At 72.2% G+C, this 16,308-nt stretch carries 11 protein-coding genes; 4 read left to right on the plus strand and 7 right to left on the minus strand.

The annotated features are described in order from the left end of the window. Positions 1–30: 30 nt before the first annotated feature. The gene (locus tag ACZ4XX_RS23735) at positions 31–1,485 is read right to left on the minus strand and encodes a lipase family protein (RefSeq protein WP_468509865.1); all 1,455 of its coding nucleotides are present in this window, start codon (positions 1,483–1,485) and stop codon (positions 31–33) included. Positions 1,486–1,671: 186 nt separating this feature from the next. Between ACZ4XX_RS23735 and ACZ4XX_RS23740 the strand changes: the two genes are divergently transcribed. Then, entirely contained in the window at positions 1,672–2,319 is a 648-nt protein-coding gene (locus tag ACZ4XX_RS23740) for a TetR/AcrR family transcriptional regulator (RefSeq protein WP_468509866.1), read from the plus strand. A gap of 28 nt (positions 2,320–2,347) precedes the next feature. Here ACZ4XX_RS23740 and ACZ4XX_RS23745 read toward each other — a convergent pair whose 3' ends face one another. After that, a complete protein-coding gene (locus ACZ4XX_RS23745; protein ID WP_468509867.1) occupies positions 2,348–3,166 on the minus strand; it encodes an SDR family NAD(P)-dependent oxidoreductase in 819 nt (272 codons plus the stop codon). A 395-nt stretch (positions 3,167–3,561) separates the two neighbouring features. On the opposite strand from ACZ4XX_RS23745, the gene ACZ4XX_RS23750 reads away from it, so the two are divergent. Then, positions 3,562–3,795 carry a hypothetical protein gene (locus ACZ4XX_RS23750; RefSeq protein ID WP_468509868.1) on the plus strand — a complete coding sequence of 78 codons (234 nt, stop codon included), beginning with the start codon at positions 3,562–3,564 and terminating at the stop codon, positions 3,793–3,795. Positions 3,796–3,895: 100 nt separating this feature from the next. Here the strand turns inward: ACZ4XX_RS23750 and ACZ4XX_RS23755 are convergent, their stop codons facing one another. After that, positions 3,896–5,788 carry an N-acetylmuramoyl-L-alanine amidase gene (locus tag ACZ4XX_RS23755; RefSeq protein WP_468509869.1) on the minus strand — a complete coding sequence of 631 codons (1,893 nt, stop codon included), beginning with the start codon at positions 5,786–5,788 and terminating at the stop codon, positions 3,896–3,898. Between the two features lie 247 nt (positions 5,789–6,035). Here ACZ4XX_RS23755 and ACZ4XX_RS23760 point away from each other — a divergent pair, with 247 nt between their 5' ends. Beyond that, on the plus strand, positions 6,036–7,400 hold the full coding sequence (locus ACZ4XX_RS23760) for a glutamate decarboxylase (protein ID WP_468509870.1): 1,365 nt from the start codon (positions 6,036–6,038) through the stop codon (positions 7,398–7,400). Positions 7,401–7,593: 193 nt separating this feature from the next. Here the strand turns inward: ACZ4XX_RS23760 and ACZ4XX_RS23765 are convergent, their stop codons facing one another. Next, positions 7,594–7,866: a DUF6296 family protein gene (locus ACZ4XX_RS23765; RefSeq protein ID WP_468509871.1), complete on the minus strand. Its 273-nt coding sequence runs from the start codon at positions 7,864–7,866 to the stop codon at positions 7,594–7,596. A 205-nt stretch (positions 7,867–8,071) separates the two neighbouring features. On the opposite strand from ACZ4XX_RS23765, the gene ACZ4XX_RS23770 reads away from it, so the two are divergent. Continuing rightward, a complete protein-coding gene (locus ACZ4XX_RS23770; RefSeq protein ID WP_468509872.1) occupies positions 8,072–8,677 on the plus strand; it encodes an HPP family protein in 606 nt (201 codons plus the stop codon). A gap of 37 nt (positions 8,678–8,714) precedes the next feature. Here ACZ4XX_RS23770 and ACZ4XX_RS23775 read toward each other — a convergent pair whose 3' ends face one another. The 3 genes from ACZ4XX_RS23775 to ACZ4XX_RS23785 form a co-directional block, all read right to left on the minus strand. Then, the gene (locus ACZ4XX_RS23775) at positions 8,715–13,586 is read right to left on the minus strand and encodes a DNA repair ATPase (RefSeq protein ID WP_468509873.1); all 4,872 of its coding nucleotides are present in this window, start codon (positions 13,584–13,586) and stop codon (positions 8,715–8,717) included. Between the two features lie 97 nt (positions 13,587–13,683). Next, positions 13,684–15,708: a flotillin family protein gene (locus tag ACZ4XX_RS23780; protein WP_468509874.1), complete on the minus strand. Its 2,025-nt coding sequence runs from the start codon at positions 15,706–15,708 to the stop codon at positions 13,684–13,686. Positions 15,709–15,979: 271 nt separating this feature from the next. Beyond that, positions 15,980–16,282: a hypothetical protein gene (locus ACZ4XX_RS23785; RefSeq protein WP_468509875.1), complete on the minus strand. Its 303-nt coding sequence runs from the start codon at positions 16,280–16,282 to the stop codon at positions 15,980–15,982. Positions 16,283–16,308: the final 26 nt, after the last annotated feature.

A 16,308-nucleotide genomic window follows, 5' to 3' on the forward strand; every position in this document is an offset into this window, starting at 1 on the left:
CGCGGCATGCCGTCGTGGGTATGGGCGGGTTCAGAGCTGGAAGGGCATCGTCCAGCAGTTGGAGGCGGCCGGTTTGCCGGAGAGACGGTCGGTCAGCCAGGAGATGGCGTCGCCCTGGTCGGTGATGAGCGGCACGAGGTGGTTGGTGAGGATCTTGTTGCCGAGGTTCGGCAGCGCGATGGCGTCGTAGGTGACGTCGGCGCCCTTGTTGCACCAGTCGACGGCGAGCTTTCGGACCTGGGAGTGGGGGACGATGTCGTCCTGGACGCCGGTGGCCAGCCTCACGGGTCCGGCCGGCCTGAGCGTGCCGATGCGCTGCCTGTCCAGGGCCGCCTTCGCCCGGGGGTCGGCGGCGATGATGTCGCCGATGGGCTTGCCGCTGGTGGTCCAGCCGCTGCTCTTGGTGAAGCCGTAACCGAAGAGGGCGTCGCCGACGCACATGGTCGAGGCGTCCGCCAGGGCGGCCTTGCCTGTCGGGCTGATGTTCGCGTCGACGACCGCGCGCAGGTCGGGGTCGGACTGGGCGAAGCCGCTGATCGACCAGGCCAGCGCACCGGCGAGGGCGCTGCCGTCGATGCCCTTCATGACCGAGTTCAGATCGGCTGGAGGCGCGCCCGCGTAGGTGCCGGCCAGCGGGACGTCGGGTGCGTACGAGGGCTGGAGTTCCGCGGCGGCCGCGCCGGCTCCGCCGCCCTGGCTGTATCCGTACAGGCCGGTGGGGGATGCCGCGGTGATCGATGCTCCGGGTACGGCGTGGGCGGCGCGGGCCGCGTCGAGCAGGGCGTGCGCCTGGTCGACGCGGTTGACGTAGGTGTGGAGTCGGTCGGTGGTGCCGAGGCCGACGTAGTCGGTGACGACGACGGCCACCCCGGTGGAGAGGAGGCGGTAGATCGCCAGGGCTTCGTAGCCCACGGACACCGTGTCGCCGGTGAGGGTGAGCGGGTTCTGCAGGGCGAAGGAGGGAGCGCACTGGTCGCCCTGGCCCATGGTTCCCGAGGCCACCGCGACCAGGGGGCGCGGTCCGGTGCCCTTCCAGGTCGCCGAGGGCTCGATGTACGCACCGGTCACGGCGACGGGCAGTCCGGCGGAGTCGGTCGACCGGTACATCAGACGGGTCGCGGTGCCGGGCATCGGGCGTCCGTCAAGGCCGGGGATGCGGAGCCCGAGCGGCAGGGCCTCGGTGCGGATCAACGCGCCGTTCTTCGTGGGGAGTTCGGTGGGCGGGGTGTAGAAGGCGGGGATGGTGACTCCGCGGGAGACGACGGGCTCCGGTGCGGCCGCGGAGGCCGGCGTGGCGGACAGGCCGGCGCAGACGGTGCCGGCGACGACGAAGCCGGCCAGCAGGCGCCGACCGGCCTTGTCGCTGCGGTCGGCGGGGGTGGGGAGGGTGGAACGGGACACGTGCGGCTCCTTGGGTGGGGTGGGGCGCCGTCCATCGGTCGACTGTGCGAGCGGCTCGGGCGGGGTGGGTGTCCGGTGGCTCATGCCGTCGCCCGAGCTCGCATTCTGTGGCCTGCGCATGCCAAGTCCCGTCGCGAGACAGCATAGTTACTCGCTGGTCACTTACGGCAGCGTAGGTCTGTGTGTCAGTCAGTGACAAGGCGTCTGCATGTGTCATTTCTGAAGGGCTCGCTATGCTGCGACGACAGACGGAGGCCGGAGGGGGCGAAGGTGCACGAGACGCCGACGGCGTACCGGGCGAGGGCAGTGCGGGCCGACGCCAGACCGTCGCTCGCCGAGCGGCGCAAAGAGACGCTCCGCTTCGAGATCGCCGCCGAGGCCGTCCGCCTGTTCGCCACGCACGGCGTCACCGGCACCACGGGAGAACAGATCGCCCGCGCCGTCGGCATCTCCTCGCGCACCCTGTGGCGTCACTTCCCCACCAAGGAGAGCTGCGTCCTTCCGTTGCTCTCCGCCGGGCTCGATTTCGCCGTCGCCCAACTGCGGCACTGGCCCGCCGATGTGGGCCTGCTGGAGTTCGTCACGCGATCGATGCGGCTCGGTGAACTGCCTGCCGAGGCCCCCGCCATCCTCGATCTGATCCGCATGACCACCACCGACCCGGCGCTGCGCGCCGTCTGGCTCCACGCGCACGACGAAGCCCTGCCGGTCCTCGCCCAACTCCTCGCAGAGCGGTCCGGAGGCAGCGCCGACGACCTACGGATCAAGGTGCATGCGGCCACCGTCAACGGGGCACTGCGAGCGGCGGCAGAGGACTTCGCCCACCGGTACGCAGAAGAGCCCGAGGCGGCGGGCGGCGAGATCGCCACCTGCCTCCTGGCCGCTCTCCGTGCGGCATCCGAGGGCCTTCCCTACTGAGTTCCGCTCCCGGGGTCGTGACTGTCGGTCAGGCCCTCGGGGCGCGTGGTTCCAGCCGGAACTCGAAGCCGAGGGTGCCCGGGTCGAGGGCGGTCGCGCCGCCGTCGACGGTGAGCACCGCGCCGTTCACGAACGAGGCGGCGGGCGACAGCAGCCAGGCGATGGCCTCCGCGACCTCTCGTGGTTCACCGGGCCGCCCGGCGGGCAGGATCCGGGTCACCTCCTCGTACGCCGCTTCCAGACCGTCCCCGCCCAGGCCCGCCTCTTCGGCGAACCGGTTCATGCGGCGGTCGGCCATGTCGGTGCGCACCCAGCTCGGGCACACGGTGTTGGCGCGCAGTCCTGCGCTCCCGTAGTCGACCGCGAGCGAGCGGCACAGCTGGAGCAGCGCCGCTTTGGAGGTGGCATAGGCGGCGTTCCCCACGCCGTTGCGCAGGGCGGACACCGAGGCCACCGCGACCACTGCGCCGCGGGCGTCGAGCAGGTGGGGGAGTGCGGCGCGCAGCAGCAGGAACGGACCGGTGAGGTTGGTCCGCATGACCTCGTCCCAGTCCTCCAGGGTCACCTCTCCCACCCCGCCGCCCCGCCCGATGCCGGCGTTGAGCACCAGGCCGTCGAGCCGCCCGTACGTGCCGACCACCGTCTCGACGAGCGAGGCCACCGCGGCGGGGTCCCCGATGTCCGACGGTACGGGCAGGGCGCCGGTCTCCTCGGCCACCAGCCGCAGCGGCTCGGGGCGGCGCCCGGAGACCGCCACCTTGTGTCCGGCCCGGGCCAACGACTGCGCGGTCGCCGCCCCGATCCCCGTTCCGCCGCCGGTCACCAGGTACACGCGCTCGTCCGCCATGTTCGCCGCCTCTCCCGTGTTTCGTCCGTCGGCTCCCCTCTCGGTGATCTTAGGCGTGCGACGCTCCGGGGCCGCGGTGCCGACGATCGTGGTCGTTCCCGGCATGCGGGAACACGTCGAGGCCACTGCCAGACCCTGCCGGCCGGCCGGGCGGTTCGGCGACGCGGTCCGTGGTCGCTCCCTCCTGAAGGCGCCGAACGCCGGCGGAGGCGTCGGTGCCCGGCGCCGGTCCGCCGGTCGCCGCGGCCGATCGGCGTTGCCGGACTCCGGCAGTCTGCGCAGGTCCCTGGTGCCCGTCCTGGACCTGCCGACCCCGCGTACGGACGTCGTACGGTCGGTCGCGGAGCGCCGGGAAGCGCAGCGGCGAACAAAGGCGAACAAGGAGTCCCCTCGCGATGAACCATGACGAGCCCGTGTTCAAGAAGAGCAGGTGGGGCACCAGCCGCTACGTCTACAACGCCAGGAACCCGATCGGTCTCGCCCTGATCGTCGCCTCCGGGGTCTTCGCCATCGTCATGCTCGTCCTCATGGAGAACCGCGCGGGCCCGTTCGCACCGCCGGCCCCCTCTCCCACCTGGAACCCGCCCCGGTCGCAGGATCCGTGGCCCTTCCCCTCAGCCGTGCCGTGACGGCGACAGTGCCGGAACGGCATCGTGGCCATCGAGGGGAAGGACATGCGGACGCCGCCGATGAACAGGAGGCTCCTGGTCCTGCCGGTGCTCCTCGCGGTCAGCCCGTCTCCGTGGTGTTCACGGTGGCCAGGCGCCGGTTGTACTGGATCACGTCGTACGTCTGGTCACCGGTGACCACGATCTCCGGGCGCGTGGGTGTGGCAGGGAAGAAGTCGTCGGCGCCCACTGACGCGGGAGCGGCCACGTACGCCTGCCCCTGAGGGAACGCGTACATGTCGAACCGCGTCTGTTCCGATGCGGGCACTCCCTGGGGGTACTCGTCGGCACGAGGGTAGGCCGTCGTGTAGACGGAGACCGACTTCGTCCCGCCGGCGGGACGGACGATCCGCGCGTTCGGGGCGGGGCGGGTGTTCACGCCCGCCGGGTTGTGGATCCATCCCTTCCGGCCACCGAACCAGATGGCCGTCCAGTCCCCTCGCATGTCGGCGACCACGAATTCCTGGCCCCACATCACGGTGGATCCCCAGTCGTCGATGCGGTTGCTTCCCGCCGACCCGTCGGGGCGAAGGGCGAGGTCGGAGACGAGCGGAGCGTCGGCGCCGGGCTCCGTGCGCACGTAGAGGAAGTTCGAGGGCTGTGTCCGGGACCGGCACGTCGGGGCGCACACCGTGACCGTCTGCTCGTTCCGGGCGTAGGCCGGGGCGATCGTGACCGCCTGACCGACCTCGACGTTCCCGCCCGCCTCGCCGCCCTCGGCCTCGCGTGCCCGGCGCTGGTCGGTGCCGAGGAGAGCCATGAACGTCTCCCAGTCCCAGTAGGGGCCGGGATCCCAGTGGGCGTCCGGCACGCGGGCCGGCCTCGGCGGCAGGACGTTGTCGTGCCCGATGATGTGCGTGCGGTCCAGTGGGACGTCGAAGCGCCGTGCCAGGTAGGCCACCAGCGCGGCGGTCGCCTGGTACTGGGCCGGCGTGAACCAGGTGGGCCCCTGGGCGGCGTATCCCTCCAGTTCGATGCCGACGCCGTGCAGGTTGGTCCAGTAGTTTCCGGCGTGGAAGGCGATGTCCTTGGTGGCGACCATCTGCGTGGCCGCAGTGCCGTCGGCCTTCATCACGTAGTGCGCGGAAGCCCCGCTCACGGGATCCTGGAACCAGCTGACGCCTCCGTCGTAGGACCCCTCGAGGTCATGAATGACGATGAAGTCGATATCCATGCCGTTCGAACTCCGGCTGGAAACCTGGTAGTTCGAGGCGGCTGCGGGAACGAACCGGCAATTCAGCTCGCCGGGACACTCCACTGCCGCAGCGGCCGTCGTCCGCAGCCCCAGGGACGCGAGTTGTGACCTCGTGGGTCGGACGGACGGCGCCTTCGTCAGGGAAACCCGCTGGCCGTCCTTGCGCACCCGCTCCTTGCCGGCACGGATCACCGCGAACACGCCATCGGCGAACCGTCCGGCCGTGGCGGTGTCGGCGGCCTGGCTGTAGTGCGCCACGGCTCCGTACCAGTCACCCGCGTCGGTCGGCAGCGCACGGGTGATCCGCCGTTGGTACGAGGCGAGGAGTGCGGCGCCGCCTCGAAGGTTCTGCAGTTCGTCCCGCTGGAGGGTCGGGGGCGCGACGCCGATCATCGCGGCGGCGGCCTGCAACGTGTGCTCGGACGGGTCGTCGGTACCCGTCGCGTCCACCGGTCCTTCGCCCGGGCGATGGTCGTACGTTCCCCCGGACGTCGTGTCCGTGAGGTGCATCGGCCCGTAGCCGCCCTTGGTGCTCGGGCGGCCGTCATGGGACTCCCACCACGAGGACTCGTGGCTGACGCCGAGAAGTACCTCCTTCGGCACACCGAATTCCGCTGCCGCCTGCTCGGCCGCCCGCTCGAAGTCGCCGGGTGTCGCGTCGGTGGGCCGGGCGTTCCCGGCGGTGGCGCACCCCCAGATGAGGGCCAGCGCCACGCCCGCAGCGCCGACACCCCGGTGCCGCCTGTGTCTTCTGGTCACACCATGTCCATTCGCTGTGGCGGTCGTGGTCCGGTCCAGGGCCGGTGTTGCGGCCGTCACCATCCTGTGGAGGGGCCTCCCGGTCCCACCGACACGCCCGACACACGCAGCCCCGTCACCGCAGCGGAGCAGCGATCCCACGAGCGCGGAGCAGGGTGCCGTCCGCGATGCACACGGTGTCCTCGCGAATGTCTCACCTCGGCGTGTCCCCCGAGAAGGCGGACATCCGGGCTGTTTGAATCCTCGTATGACCAAGCGTGACGACGCGTCTCTGTTCGGTAATCGATTCCTGACCGTGCCCGCTCCCTCGGAGACCTTCCCGGCGGAGGGCATGGCCGCGACGGACGCGATGAGGCTCGTGGATGTGGATCTCGCCATGGAGGGCGACCCGCAACGCAATCTCGCCACGTTCGTCACCACGTGGATGGAGCCGGAGGCGCAGCGGCTCATCGCCGAGAACCTCCACCGCAACTTCATCGACCATGCGGAGTACCCCATCTCCGCCGAGATCGAGCAGCGTTGCGTCCGCATGCTCGCCGATCTCTTCAACGCGCCGGGCAACACGACCGGATGCCGGACCCAGGGCTCGTCCGAGGCGATCATGCTCGGAGGGCTGTCACTGAAGTGGAAGTGGCGCGAGCGGCGGCAGGCGGCCGGCCTGTCGATCGATCGGCCCAATCTGGTCTTCGGCGGCGACGTCCACGTCGTCTGGGAGAAGTTCTGCCGCTACTTCGACGTCGAGCCGAGGATCGTGCCGCTCGCCGAGGGCAAGTACACGATCGGCCCCGAGGACGTGGAGCCCCACCTCGACGAGAACACGATCGGCGTCGTCGCCGTCCTCGGCACCACCTTCACGGGCCACAAGGACGATGTCGTCGGGATCGACAAGCTCTTGCGAGACGTCCGCAAGGAGCGGGACCTCGACATTCCCATCCACGTGGACGGCGCCAGCGGTGCGTTCGTCTGGCCCTTCCTCTACCCGGACTCGAAGTGGGACTTCCGGCTCGAGCAGGTCCGTTCGATCAACGTCTCGGGCCACAAGTACGGCCTGGTCTACCCGGGCATCGGCTGGCTGATCTTCCGCGAGGAGTCGGACCTGTCCAAGGACCTCGTGTTCTACGAGAACTACCTGGGCAAGACCGACTCGACGTTCACCTTGAACTTCTCCACCGGTGCGTCGATGGTGCTCGCGCAGTACTACAACTTCGTACGGCTCGGCCGTCAGGGCTACACCTACGTGATGAGGATGATGCAGGAGAACGCCCGCGTGCTGGCGGACAACCTGCGAAGCAGCGGGCGCTTCGAACTGATCGGAGCCGACGAGGAGCAACTGCCTCTGGTCGCCTTCCGTCTTCTCGGCAAGCACTCCTACGACGAGTCCGACATCGCCTGGCAACTCTCCGCCGAACGCGGCTGGATGGTGCCGGCGTACACGCTCCCGCCCGACGCGGAGCGGGTGAAGATCCTGCGTGCCCTGGTCAAGGAGACCCTGAGCCGCGAACAGATCGATCGCCTGAGCCAGGACATCGCCGACGCGTGTCGCACCCTGGACGACAAGGGCGCGACCCATGACGCCGAGCGGGCCCAGGTCAAGCGCGGCACCGGATACTGAACCGCGGCCGCCGCCCGCGCGGGAGCAGGGCCGACCCCGCCGCGGCCCGTCGCCCCGGTCACGGGTGAGTGGCGCCGCCCGCCTGCGCTTCCTGAGGGGCGCCGGCAGGCGGTTTCCCGCCCGCAGTTCCCGCCGCCGTGCGCGCAGCGCGGTACGTTCCTCCGCGCGACGGCTCCGCCGGGTGGCGTACCGGTCAGGTGGCGGAGGTGGAGGGGCCGGCGGGATCCCTCGGATCGGCGTCGTCGCGCCGGCGGGCCAGGACGTTCTGGGCCGGGGCCTGGTGCCCGCCCGAGGCGAGGACGCGCACCTCGTCCTGATCGCTGATCTCCGCCCGGATGATGCCGGTGGGGTCGGCGTAGACCGGATGGCCGCCGGGACCCTTGGAAGAGGTGCGCTCGACGACCACGACGTCCTGGGCCGAACCCGTGTCGTCGGAGAACACCAGCTCGTAACGGACTGGGCTCATTCCCCCCATATTACGCCGAACGCCCGGTTGCGCCCCCGGCCGAGCGGCCGAGAACCCGCTGGTTAGAGTGGTGCGAGGCCGCGCCGCCGCACCAGGGCCGAGCGCGGGACCGGGCCGGCTGTCGACCACAGAGTCCCGGGCGACCGACCGCCCCCGCTCCGTCTCGTCCGGCCCACGGCCGCCTGTCCCGGAAACCCCGCATCACATGAGTACCGACATCGCTGTGCATCCCGACCCCGCCCCGGGTGCGACCGGCCCCGACCCCGTCCCGGGTGCGACCGGCCCCGCCGCCGTCCCCCGCGGCCGGCGCCCGCGCCTGGCCCGCATGGCCGGCCGTGCCCCGGCGCGACCGACGCCCGCGGCCGCCGCCCACAACGTCAGCGCCGCCACAGCGGCCCTCCTCGCGCTCGTCGCGATCGGAGCCGCCCTCCACGAGCCGGTGCTCATACCCCCGCTCGCGGCCAGCGCCGCACTGGTCCACTGCGCCCCCGCGCTGCCGCTGGCCCAGCCGCGGAGCGTGGTCGTCGGCCACCTCCTCGGTGCCGCCGCCGGATACGCGGTGGCCCTCGCGGCGCACGGCAGCGCATGGGCCGCCGCCCTCGCCGCCGGCGTCACCCTCGCCCTGACGACACTGGCCCGGACCCCGCACTCGCCCGCCTGTGCCACCGCCGTCGTCATCGCCCTCCAGGAACCCGCAGCGGGCCGGTTCGTCCCTCTGCTGTTCGGGTCCACGGTCCTGCTCGTCCTGACCGCGTACGCCGCGTCCCGCGTCCGGCGCGCAGCGCCGAGGTACCCCGCCTACTGGTGGTGAGCCGCCCCGGACCGGGCTTGTCGGCACTCCGGCACCGTCACTCCGGCGCCGTCTCTCCGTGCTGGCCCCGCTCGGGGGCGGGTGCGTCCGGGCGGGGTGAGTGCCGGACGGGTGGGCGTGCGAGGAGGTGGCGGGGGCCCGTCGCCCGGGTGATCGCGGTCTCGACGGCGGCGATGCGGTCGGCGAGCAGGCCGAGGGCGGCGACGGCGCGGGCGAGAGGGGTGTCGGCCGAGCCGCCGAGCGCCCGGCCGCGTGTGTAGGCGGCGGCCACCTCGCGCCGGCGTACGTCCTGCGCGGGGGTGAGGAGGCCGCGGAGGGCCGCCAGGTCGAGGAGGTTGGCCTCGGCTTCGGTGGTGAGGGTCTGGGCCTCCGCGGTGTAGTGGTCGTCGATCACGGCGGCGAGTTCGGCCGCGTCCATGGCGGGCGAGATACGGGCCACGATCTTGTTCATGGTGCGGTACGAGCCCTGGAGCCGGAACGGCGGTTCGGTGCGGGCCTCGTCGGCGACGGCCGCGGAGGCGATGTACTCCCGGTTGACGGCGAGCACGGTCTCGCGGGCCGTCAGGAGGTGACGGAGGACCGCGAGGACCTGGTCGAGTTCGGCCGGGGCGTAGGGGTGGGTGAGTCCGTCGCGTCGCGCGGTCTGGTCTCCGGCCGCCAGCCGGGTCAGGAGTTCCAGGTCGGCGCGCTCGCGGCCGGCCAGCGGCGCGAGGACCGGGTGGGAGGTGAGGGCGTTCTCGACGAAGCTGAGTGCGAAGACCTCCTCCTTGCCGGTCAGCACGTCGCCGAGGTTCCACACGTCGGCGCGGTCGGCGAGCATGTCCGGGACGCGGAAGGCGTGCCCCGACTCGGTGTAGGGGTTTCCGGCCATGCAGACGGCGAAGCGTTTTCCCCGCAGGTCGTGGCCGTTCAGGGACCGGGTGGCGTCGCAGAGGGGGATGAACTTCTGCAGGAGCTCGGCCGAGGTGTGCTGGATGTCGTCCACGTACAGCAGGACGTTGTTGGCCGCGGCCAGTGCGAAGCCGATCTTCTCCAGCTCCCTGCGGGCGGTCGCGTCGGGGGCCTCGGCGGGGTCGAGGGAGGTCGTGCTCCGGCCGAGGGCCGGTCCGTCGACCTTGACGAGGAGCAGGCCGAGGCGTTCGGCGACGTACTCGACCAGCGTCGTCTTCCCGTAGCCGGGCGGGGACAGGAGCAGCAGCAGGCCGTGGGAGTCGCTGCGCCTGGCGTCCCCGGCCGCGCCGAGCTGCTTGGCGAGGCTGTCCCCGATCAGCGGGAGGTAGACCTCGTCGACGAGCCTGTTGCGGACGAACGAGGCCATGACCCGCGGCCGGTACGCGTCCACCCGGATCCGGGCGCGCTCGGTGGCGACGAGCCGCGCCCTGCGGTCCTGGTACGCACGGAAGGCGGGCACCTCGGTGGCGGCGAACTCCCTCGTCCTGGTCAGGAACTCGTCGAGGCGCAGTTCCAGCGCGCCTCCCACCACGCGGGGGTGGCTGCCGAGGAGACCGGTGACCGTCGCCGTGGTGGGGGCGGCGACCTCGTAGCGGTCGAGTCCGGGGCAGAGTTCGACGGCGACGGCCTCGGCGAGCACGCCCTCGTCGAGCTGCTCCCCGGACGCGGACGCGTAGGAGGTGAGCCAGGCCTCGACGAACTGCCGTCGGGCGGCCGGCCCGGTGAGGGCGGCGAGGGCGTCGTCGTACACGGAGCTGCCGACGGCACGGCGGAACGTGTCGAGGAAGGTCCGCGCCGCGTCGGAGAGGGCGAACCCCTCTGGTGTGGAGGCGAGTTCGGCGATCAGGTACGCGGCGGCCGCCGGGTCGCCGGTCTCCGCGGCCAGCTCCCGCCGCAGGCCGTCGAGGGCCGTGTCCGCGTCGAAGAGGTCACGGGCCTGGTTCAGCGCGACGGCCCGGCGGGTCCACTGGTCGCGGGCGTCGGGCGTGGTGGAGTGCGCCCAGAAGATCTGGGCGGCCGCGCGTGCCGCCCCCGGGAACCTCAGGAGCCCGGCCCCCTCCGCCATCGCCAGCACCGCTTCCAGGATCGACGCGGCGTCGTGGTCGTGGACACCTCGTTCGTAGCCCTCGTCGTGGGCGGCCTCCGCCGCGCCCCGTACGAGAGCGGCCAGGTCGGCGCCCGCCAGGCCGTCCGTGCCGTGTTCCGCCAGGAGTCGTGCCGCCAGGTGTTCGGCGCGGTAGACCTCCGGCGACTCGGAGGGCAGGGTCCGGTGCCAGAACGGGCGGGTCGCGGCGAAGTCCGGGTCGGTGACCGGCGTCCGGTGGTCGGTTCCGGTCAGGGCGAGGGCGAGGGTGTCCTCGTACGGTACGAGGGTCAGCTCGGGAGCCTGCCGGTTGACGGCGAACCGGTGCCGGCCGAGCCGGATCACGTCGCCGCCGTCGGAGAACAGCTCGGTGCGGTCCCGCAGTGCGCGTCCGGCCTCCTGGCGGGCCGCGCCGAGGCGGCTCTCCAGCTCCTCCGCCCGTACCTGGTCGCCGAGTTCCCGCAGTTCGGCGGCGGTGCGCCGGACCTTGGCGACCATGGGGTCGGTGGCGAAGTACGTGTGGACCCCGTCCAGGTCGGCGAGGGCCGCGGACCGGCGGGCGATCGCGTCCAGCACCCGGCCGGCCGAGCCGGCGAGCTGCTCGGCGCGGCGGGCCCGGGCGTCCTGGAGGGACTGCCGGCGGGCGGTGAAGGCGTCGTGGATCCCCGTGCGCTTCTCGGCGATGTCGGCGAGGAAGCCGTCGTGTTCGGCGAAGCGGGACTCCAGGTTCTCCAGCTGCAGCAGGAGCAGCCCGAGCTGGTCGTCGCAGCGGTCGGGGGTGTCGGCGGCGGCGAGGGCTCCGGTGACGGCCTGCCCGAGCAGCGCGAACTCGGCGGCGAACTCGGCCCGGCCCTCCTGGTCCAGAAGGTCGGCGCGGCGGGCGGTGAGAACGGCCCGGGCGCGGTTCAGCGTGCCGAGGACGTCGGCGATGCGCGCCAGGATCGAGGTCCGTGCGGTGGCGTCGCCGATGTCGAGACCGGCGACGATCTCGCCGAGAATCCGCAGACCGGCGGTGTGCGCGTCGAGTCGTTCGGCGACCGGGCCCGCCCCGGCGACGGTGGTGAGGGCCTCTGCCTCGCCCGCCAGCCGGTCCGCCTCAGTGTGGTGGGCGGTGAAGGCGTCCTCGCGCCGGAGGAAGGCGACGGCCCGCCGGGCGGCCGTGACGATGTCGGCCTCGACGTCCCGGGCGAGGGCGTCGATGCCGTCCGTGTCGGCGTACCGCATCTCCTTCAGGGTGACCAGGTGGCCCTGTGCCCGCCGGAGTTCGGTGATCCGGGAGATCCATTCCTCGGCCGTGGCGGGCGCCTCGCCGCGGACGCGCCGGACCAGTCGTGCGATGCCCTGGGCGGACTCCGCGAGCGCTTCGGCGGCCTGCCGGGTGAGGGTCGTCACCGTCGCGAACGCGTCGAGGACCTGCGCGGCGGTGTCCCGGAGCCCGGTCAGCGGCGCGCCCAGATCGCCGGCTTCCGGGTCTCCCAGCCAGTGGTGGACGTCGCCCGCCCGGACGCAGGCGGCGACGAGCGCCTCGTACGCCTCTGCGGCGGGTGTCGGTTCGGCGGCCTGCCGGGCGATCGACAGACAGTCGGCGATGCCCCGGACGAGATCGGCGTTGCCGATGCGGGCCAGCGGGCCGTCCCCCGCCGGTGCGGTGCGGGTGTCGGCGACGTACGGCGTCCGCCAGATCTGCACCGGGTGGACGCGGCCCGGCTCCCCGGACTCGCCGCGCAGAACGGCCAGCGTCCCGTCGTCGAACAGCGCGTACCCGCGGCAGGACACCGGAGTGGCGATCTCCTTGCGGATCAGGTTGTACGGGAGGAGCAGGCCGCGGCTCTCCGCCTGTGCGTGGAACGCGAAGAGGAGGTTCTCCCCGTCGGGCGAACGGATCGCCCGGTCGAGGACCAGCCCCGACGTGTCGGTCTCGAAGGTCCTCACCGCGCCGGAGGCCAGACAGTAGCCGCCGGGGAACACGATCCCCTCGTCCTCGGGCAGCCGCAGACACGCCTGGCCGATGCCGTCCACCCTGACGGTCGCGCCCGTGAGGGTGTTGAAGACGAGGTGCCGCCGGACCTCCTCCTTGTACGGGCGGACGCGCACCAGGATCAGGGCGCCCACGACCGCGTACGCGACCTCTGCGTCGGCCAGGGACTGCAGCGGCTCGTCGACGGGTTCCGTGTGGACGCCTCCGGCCGCCTCGGTGTCGTTCTCCGTCTTGAGCGTCAGGGCACCACCGACCGTGGAGACGAAGAGGCGGCCGCCGAGCGAGAGGTGCGGGTGGCGGCCCGGCACCTGGTCGTCGCGGCTCGTCTCCACCCAGTCGACGTCCTGGGAGGGCGGAGCGACATGGTCGCGTTCGCCCCGGGCGTCGAGGAACCGCGTCGCTCCGGACGGATCGACGGACCAGCGCAGGACACGGAGGTCGTCGGCCTGCTCCCCGGTCCGGAAGACGGCGAGGAGCCGGTCCTCCAGCCGCCGCAGCCGAAGCAGCCGCGCGCCCCGGAAATAGCGGTGCAGCGCGGCGAACTCCCGTACGAAACCGGGGTCGTCGAGTAACCCGGGCACGGCTCCCTCGGGCAGCGGGTCCAGGTCGCGGTCGTAGAGGGTGAAGACATCGGCGACCGAGGTCCCCGCCGGCCCCGGGGACGACGTGTGAGAGCCGAGGAGCAGCATGCCGTCACCGACGGTGACGACGTCCCGGGGTGTGCGGGGGCGCTCGGTGCGGAGGTGGCCGGTGCCGGTGAGGGCGAGCTCGCCGGACCCGAAGGCCGCGATCCGGGCCTCGTTGAGGGCCCGGGCGCGCTCGGCCAGCTCGGCCGCCTGCGCGGCGAGCCGGCCACGCAGCACCCCGTACGTGTCCTGGTCGATCCCGGCGCTCATCTCGATCCGCTCCTTGTGCCGTGGTGGATACGGGCCCGGCGCCGAGGACCCCCGTACACCGGCGCCGGACCCGCTGTGACCGCTCCCCCCGGGGCGGTCAGTTCGCGGCCGCGCCGTTCAGCGCGACGGTCTCGGCCGGGGCCACCGGGCCCGGACCGGGGGAGGGCGCGTCGAGCACACCGGACTTCATGACCTTCGCGAGCAGCGCGGAGACGCTGAGGTTCTGCACGTCGGCGCTGGACAGCGAGCCGAGCACCTTCGTCAGGTCCTCGGTGAACGAGCCCTCGCCGTTCAGCCAGGGGCCGGTGAGAGCACGGGCGGTCCGGGAGTGGTCCATGAAGCCGTCGACGGACGCGCCGAGGGCGACCGACTGGACGAGACGGTCCAGGAAGACGGACTCCCCGCCGACGATGTTGATGTCGGCGTTCTCCAGACCGGTGGCGAGAACGGTGGCCTGCGCCTCGGCGACCTGCCGCTGCACGTCGAGACCGGCGAGCCGGATCTCCTTCTCCGCCTCCAGCCGCAGCCGGTACTCCTCGTGGGTACGGGACGCCTCGTCGAACGCGGCGACGGCGATCGCCTTCTGGTTCAGGCCCTCCGCCTCCGCCTTGAGCTTCTCGCCGATCGCCGTGGCCTCGGAGAGCGCCTTGGCCCGCAGGCCCTCCGCCTCGGCACGCAGACGCGCCTCCGTGGCCTCGGCCTCGGCGCGGCCGGTCTTCTCGATCGCGCCGGCTTCCTGCTCCCGTACCTGGACCGCCGCGAGCCCCTCGGCGGCGGCCTCGGCCTGTACGCCCTCGGCGAGGCGGATCTTGGCGCGGGCGTCCATGTCGGCCGCCTTGTTGCGGGCCTCGGCCAGGGTGAGCTCCTCCGCGGCCCGGTGCACGGCGGCCTGCTCGGCCGCCTCCGCCGCCTTGATGTCCTTGACCAGCTTCTCCTGTGCCTCGGCCTCGGCCGCGATCACGACCGCCTGCCGGGTGCGCTCGGCCTCCTCGACCGTACGCAGCCGCTTGATGGACTCCTCCTGCTCGGCGACCGTACGGTCCACCGCGATCCGCTCGCGGATCACCTCGGCGATGTCCCTGCGCTCCGACTCCACCTCCTTCTCGGCGGAGATGCGGGTCAGTTCGGTCTCCCGGTCCCGGGCGATGACTTCGAGGAGGCGGTCCTTCTCGATCCGCTCGTTCTCGACGGCGATGACGCGCTCGCGGTTCTTCTGGGCCACGGCCACCTCGCGGGCCTGGTTCTCGCGCTGGATGCCGAGCTGCTCCTCGGTCTTCAGGAACGCGCTCTGCGCCCGCAGCCGCTCCTCCTCCACCACCCGGGCGGTCTCGGCCTCCTCACGGGCCCGTACGGTGTCGATCTCGCGCTTCTGCTTGATCTCGGCGTCGGCCTGGCGCCGCTCCAGCTCCAGGATGGCCTCGCGGGCGTCGACGTTCTGCCGGGTGATCTCCTTCTGCTCGTGCCGGCGGAACTCGTTCGTACGGACGTTCTCGAGGGCGGTCAGTTCGGTGATCTTCCGGATGCCCTGGGCGTCGAGGATGTTGCCGGGGTCGAGCTGGGTGAGCGGGGTCTGCTCCAGGTAGTCGATCGCCGCGTCCTCCAGGCTGTAGCCGTTGAGGTCGATGCCGATGATCTCGATGATCCGGTAACGGAGTTCCTCGCGCTTGGTGTAGAGGTCGGTGAAGTCCAGCTGCTTGCCGACCGTCTTCAGCGCCTCGGAGAACTTGGCGTTGAAGAGCTCCTGCAGGGTCTCCTTGTCGCTGGCGCGGGCGGTGCCGATGGCCTGGGCGACCTTGATGACGTCGTCGACGGTCTTGTTGACCCGGACGAAGAAGGAGATCCGGATGTCGGCGCGGATGTTGTCCCGGCAGATCAGGCCGTCCCGGCCGGTCCGGGAGATCTCGATGGTCTTCACCGAGATGTCCATGACCTCGGCCTTGTGCAGGACGGGCAGAACCACCTGCCCGGTGAACGTGACGTCGACCTTCCGCATCCTGGAGACGATCAGCGCCTTGCCCTGCTCCACCTTGCGGAACAGCCGACCGACCGCGAAGAGCAGAACAACGGTGATGAGCAGGGCAACGGCGACGAGTGCGCCGATGCCCATGGTGAAGGCATCCATGAGAAACCCCGTGTCGATGGAGGATAGGGGAGCCGCCGACTGGGACGGCGGGACAGAAGTGGCGGGCGAGCAGCCCGAGTCGGGTGTGCCGGGGGAGGGCGGGCGCCCCGTGACGGCGCTTCCGGGGGAGGGCGTGGCCCCCTGCCCGGTACTCCTGGCGAGGGCGAGGGCGAGTACCGGTGCCGGGGTGCTCCCGGAGCCGGCGAGGACCCGGTGCCGAGTGCTCCCGGCGAGCGCGGGCACCCGACCTCGGGTGCTCCCGGAGCGACCGTTACCCGCGTCGCCGGGTGCGCGCGGAGGAGTCGTACGGCCCGAAGGCGACGGACCGGTGGCGTCCGCGCCGCGCCGACACCCCGGCGCGGTCCTGCCGGGACGGCCCGGGTTCATCGGGGAACGGCTTCACCGGCGGCCGCACGGGGCCGGGACGCGGCGCCTCCCGGTCGGCGGCGGCGGCGAAGCCGTCGCGCTCCGCGGCAGCGAGCAGCGCCAGGAGCCAGAAGGCGGCCACGGCGACGAGAGTCGTGCCGAACGACAGGGAGGGGAAGGCCCAGGCAGCGTTCAGGAACTCCCCCATGGCACTCTCCCCCCGAACCTTCACGG

Source organism: Streptomyces sp. NPDC029956, assembly GCF_055574655.1.

Coding starts and splice junctions, on each gene's coding strand:
- ACZ4XX_RS23735 (WP_468509865.1), bottom strand. CDS start 1,485: ATGAGCCACCGGACACCCACCCCGCCCGAGCCGCTCGCACAGTCGACC.
- ACZ4XX_RS23745 (WP_468509867.1), bottom strand. CDS start 3,166: ATGGCGGACGAGCGCGTGTACCTGGTGACCGGCGGCGGAACGGGGATC.
- ACZ4XX_RS23750 (WP_468509868.1), top strand. CDS start 3,562: ATGAACCATGACGAGCCCGTGTTCAAGAAGAGCAGGTGGGGCACCAGC.
- ACZ4XX_RS23760 (WP_468509870.1), top strand. CDS start 6,036: ATGACCAAGCGTGACGACGCGTCTCTGTTCGGTAATCGATTCCTGACC.
- ACZ4XX_RS23765 (WP_468509871.1), bottom strand. CDS start 7,866: ATGAGCCCAGTCCGTTACGAGCTGGTGTTCTCCGACGACACGGGTTCG.
- ACZ4XX_RS23770 (WP_468509872.1), top strand. CDS start 8,072: ATGAGTACCGACATCGCTGTGCATCCCGACCCCGCCCCGGGTGCGACC.
- ACZ4XX_RS23775 (WP_468509873.1), bottom strand. CDS start 13,586: ATGAGCGCCGGGATCGACCAGGACACGTACGGGGTGCTGCGTGGCCGG.
- ACZ4XX_RS23780 (WP_468509874.1), bottom strand. CDS start 15,708: ATGGATGCCTTCACCATGGGCATCGGCGCACTCGTCGCCGTTGCCCTG.
- ACZ4XX_RS23785 (WP_468509875.1), bottom strand. CDS start 16,282: ATGGGGGAGTTCCTGAACGCTGCCTGGGCCTTCCCCTCCCTGTCGTTC.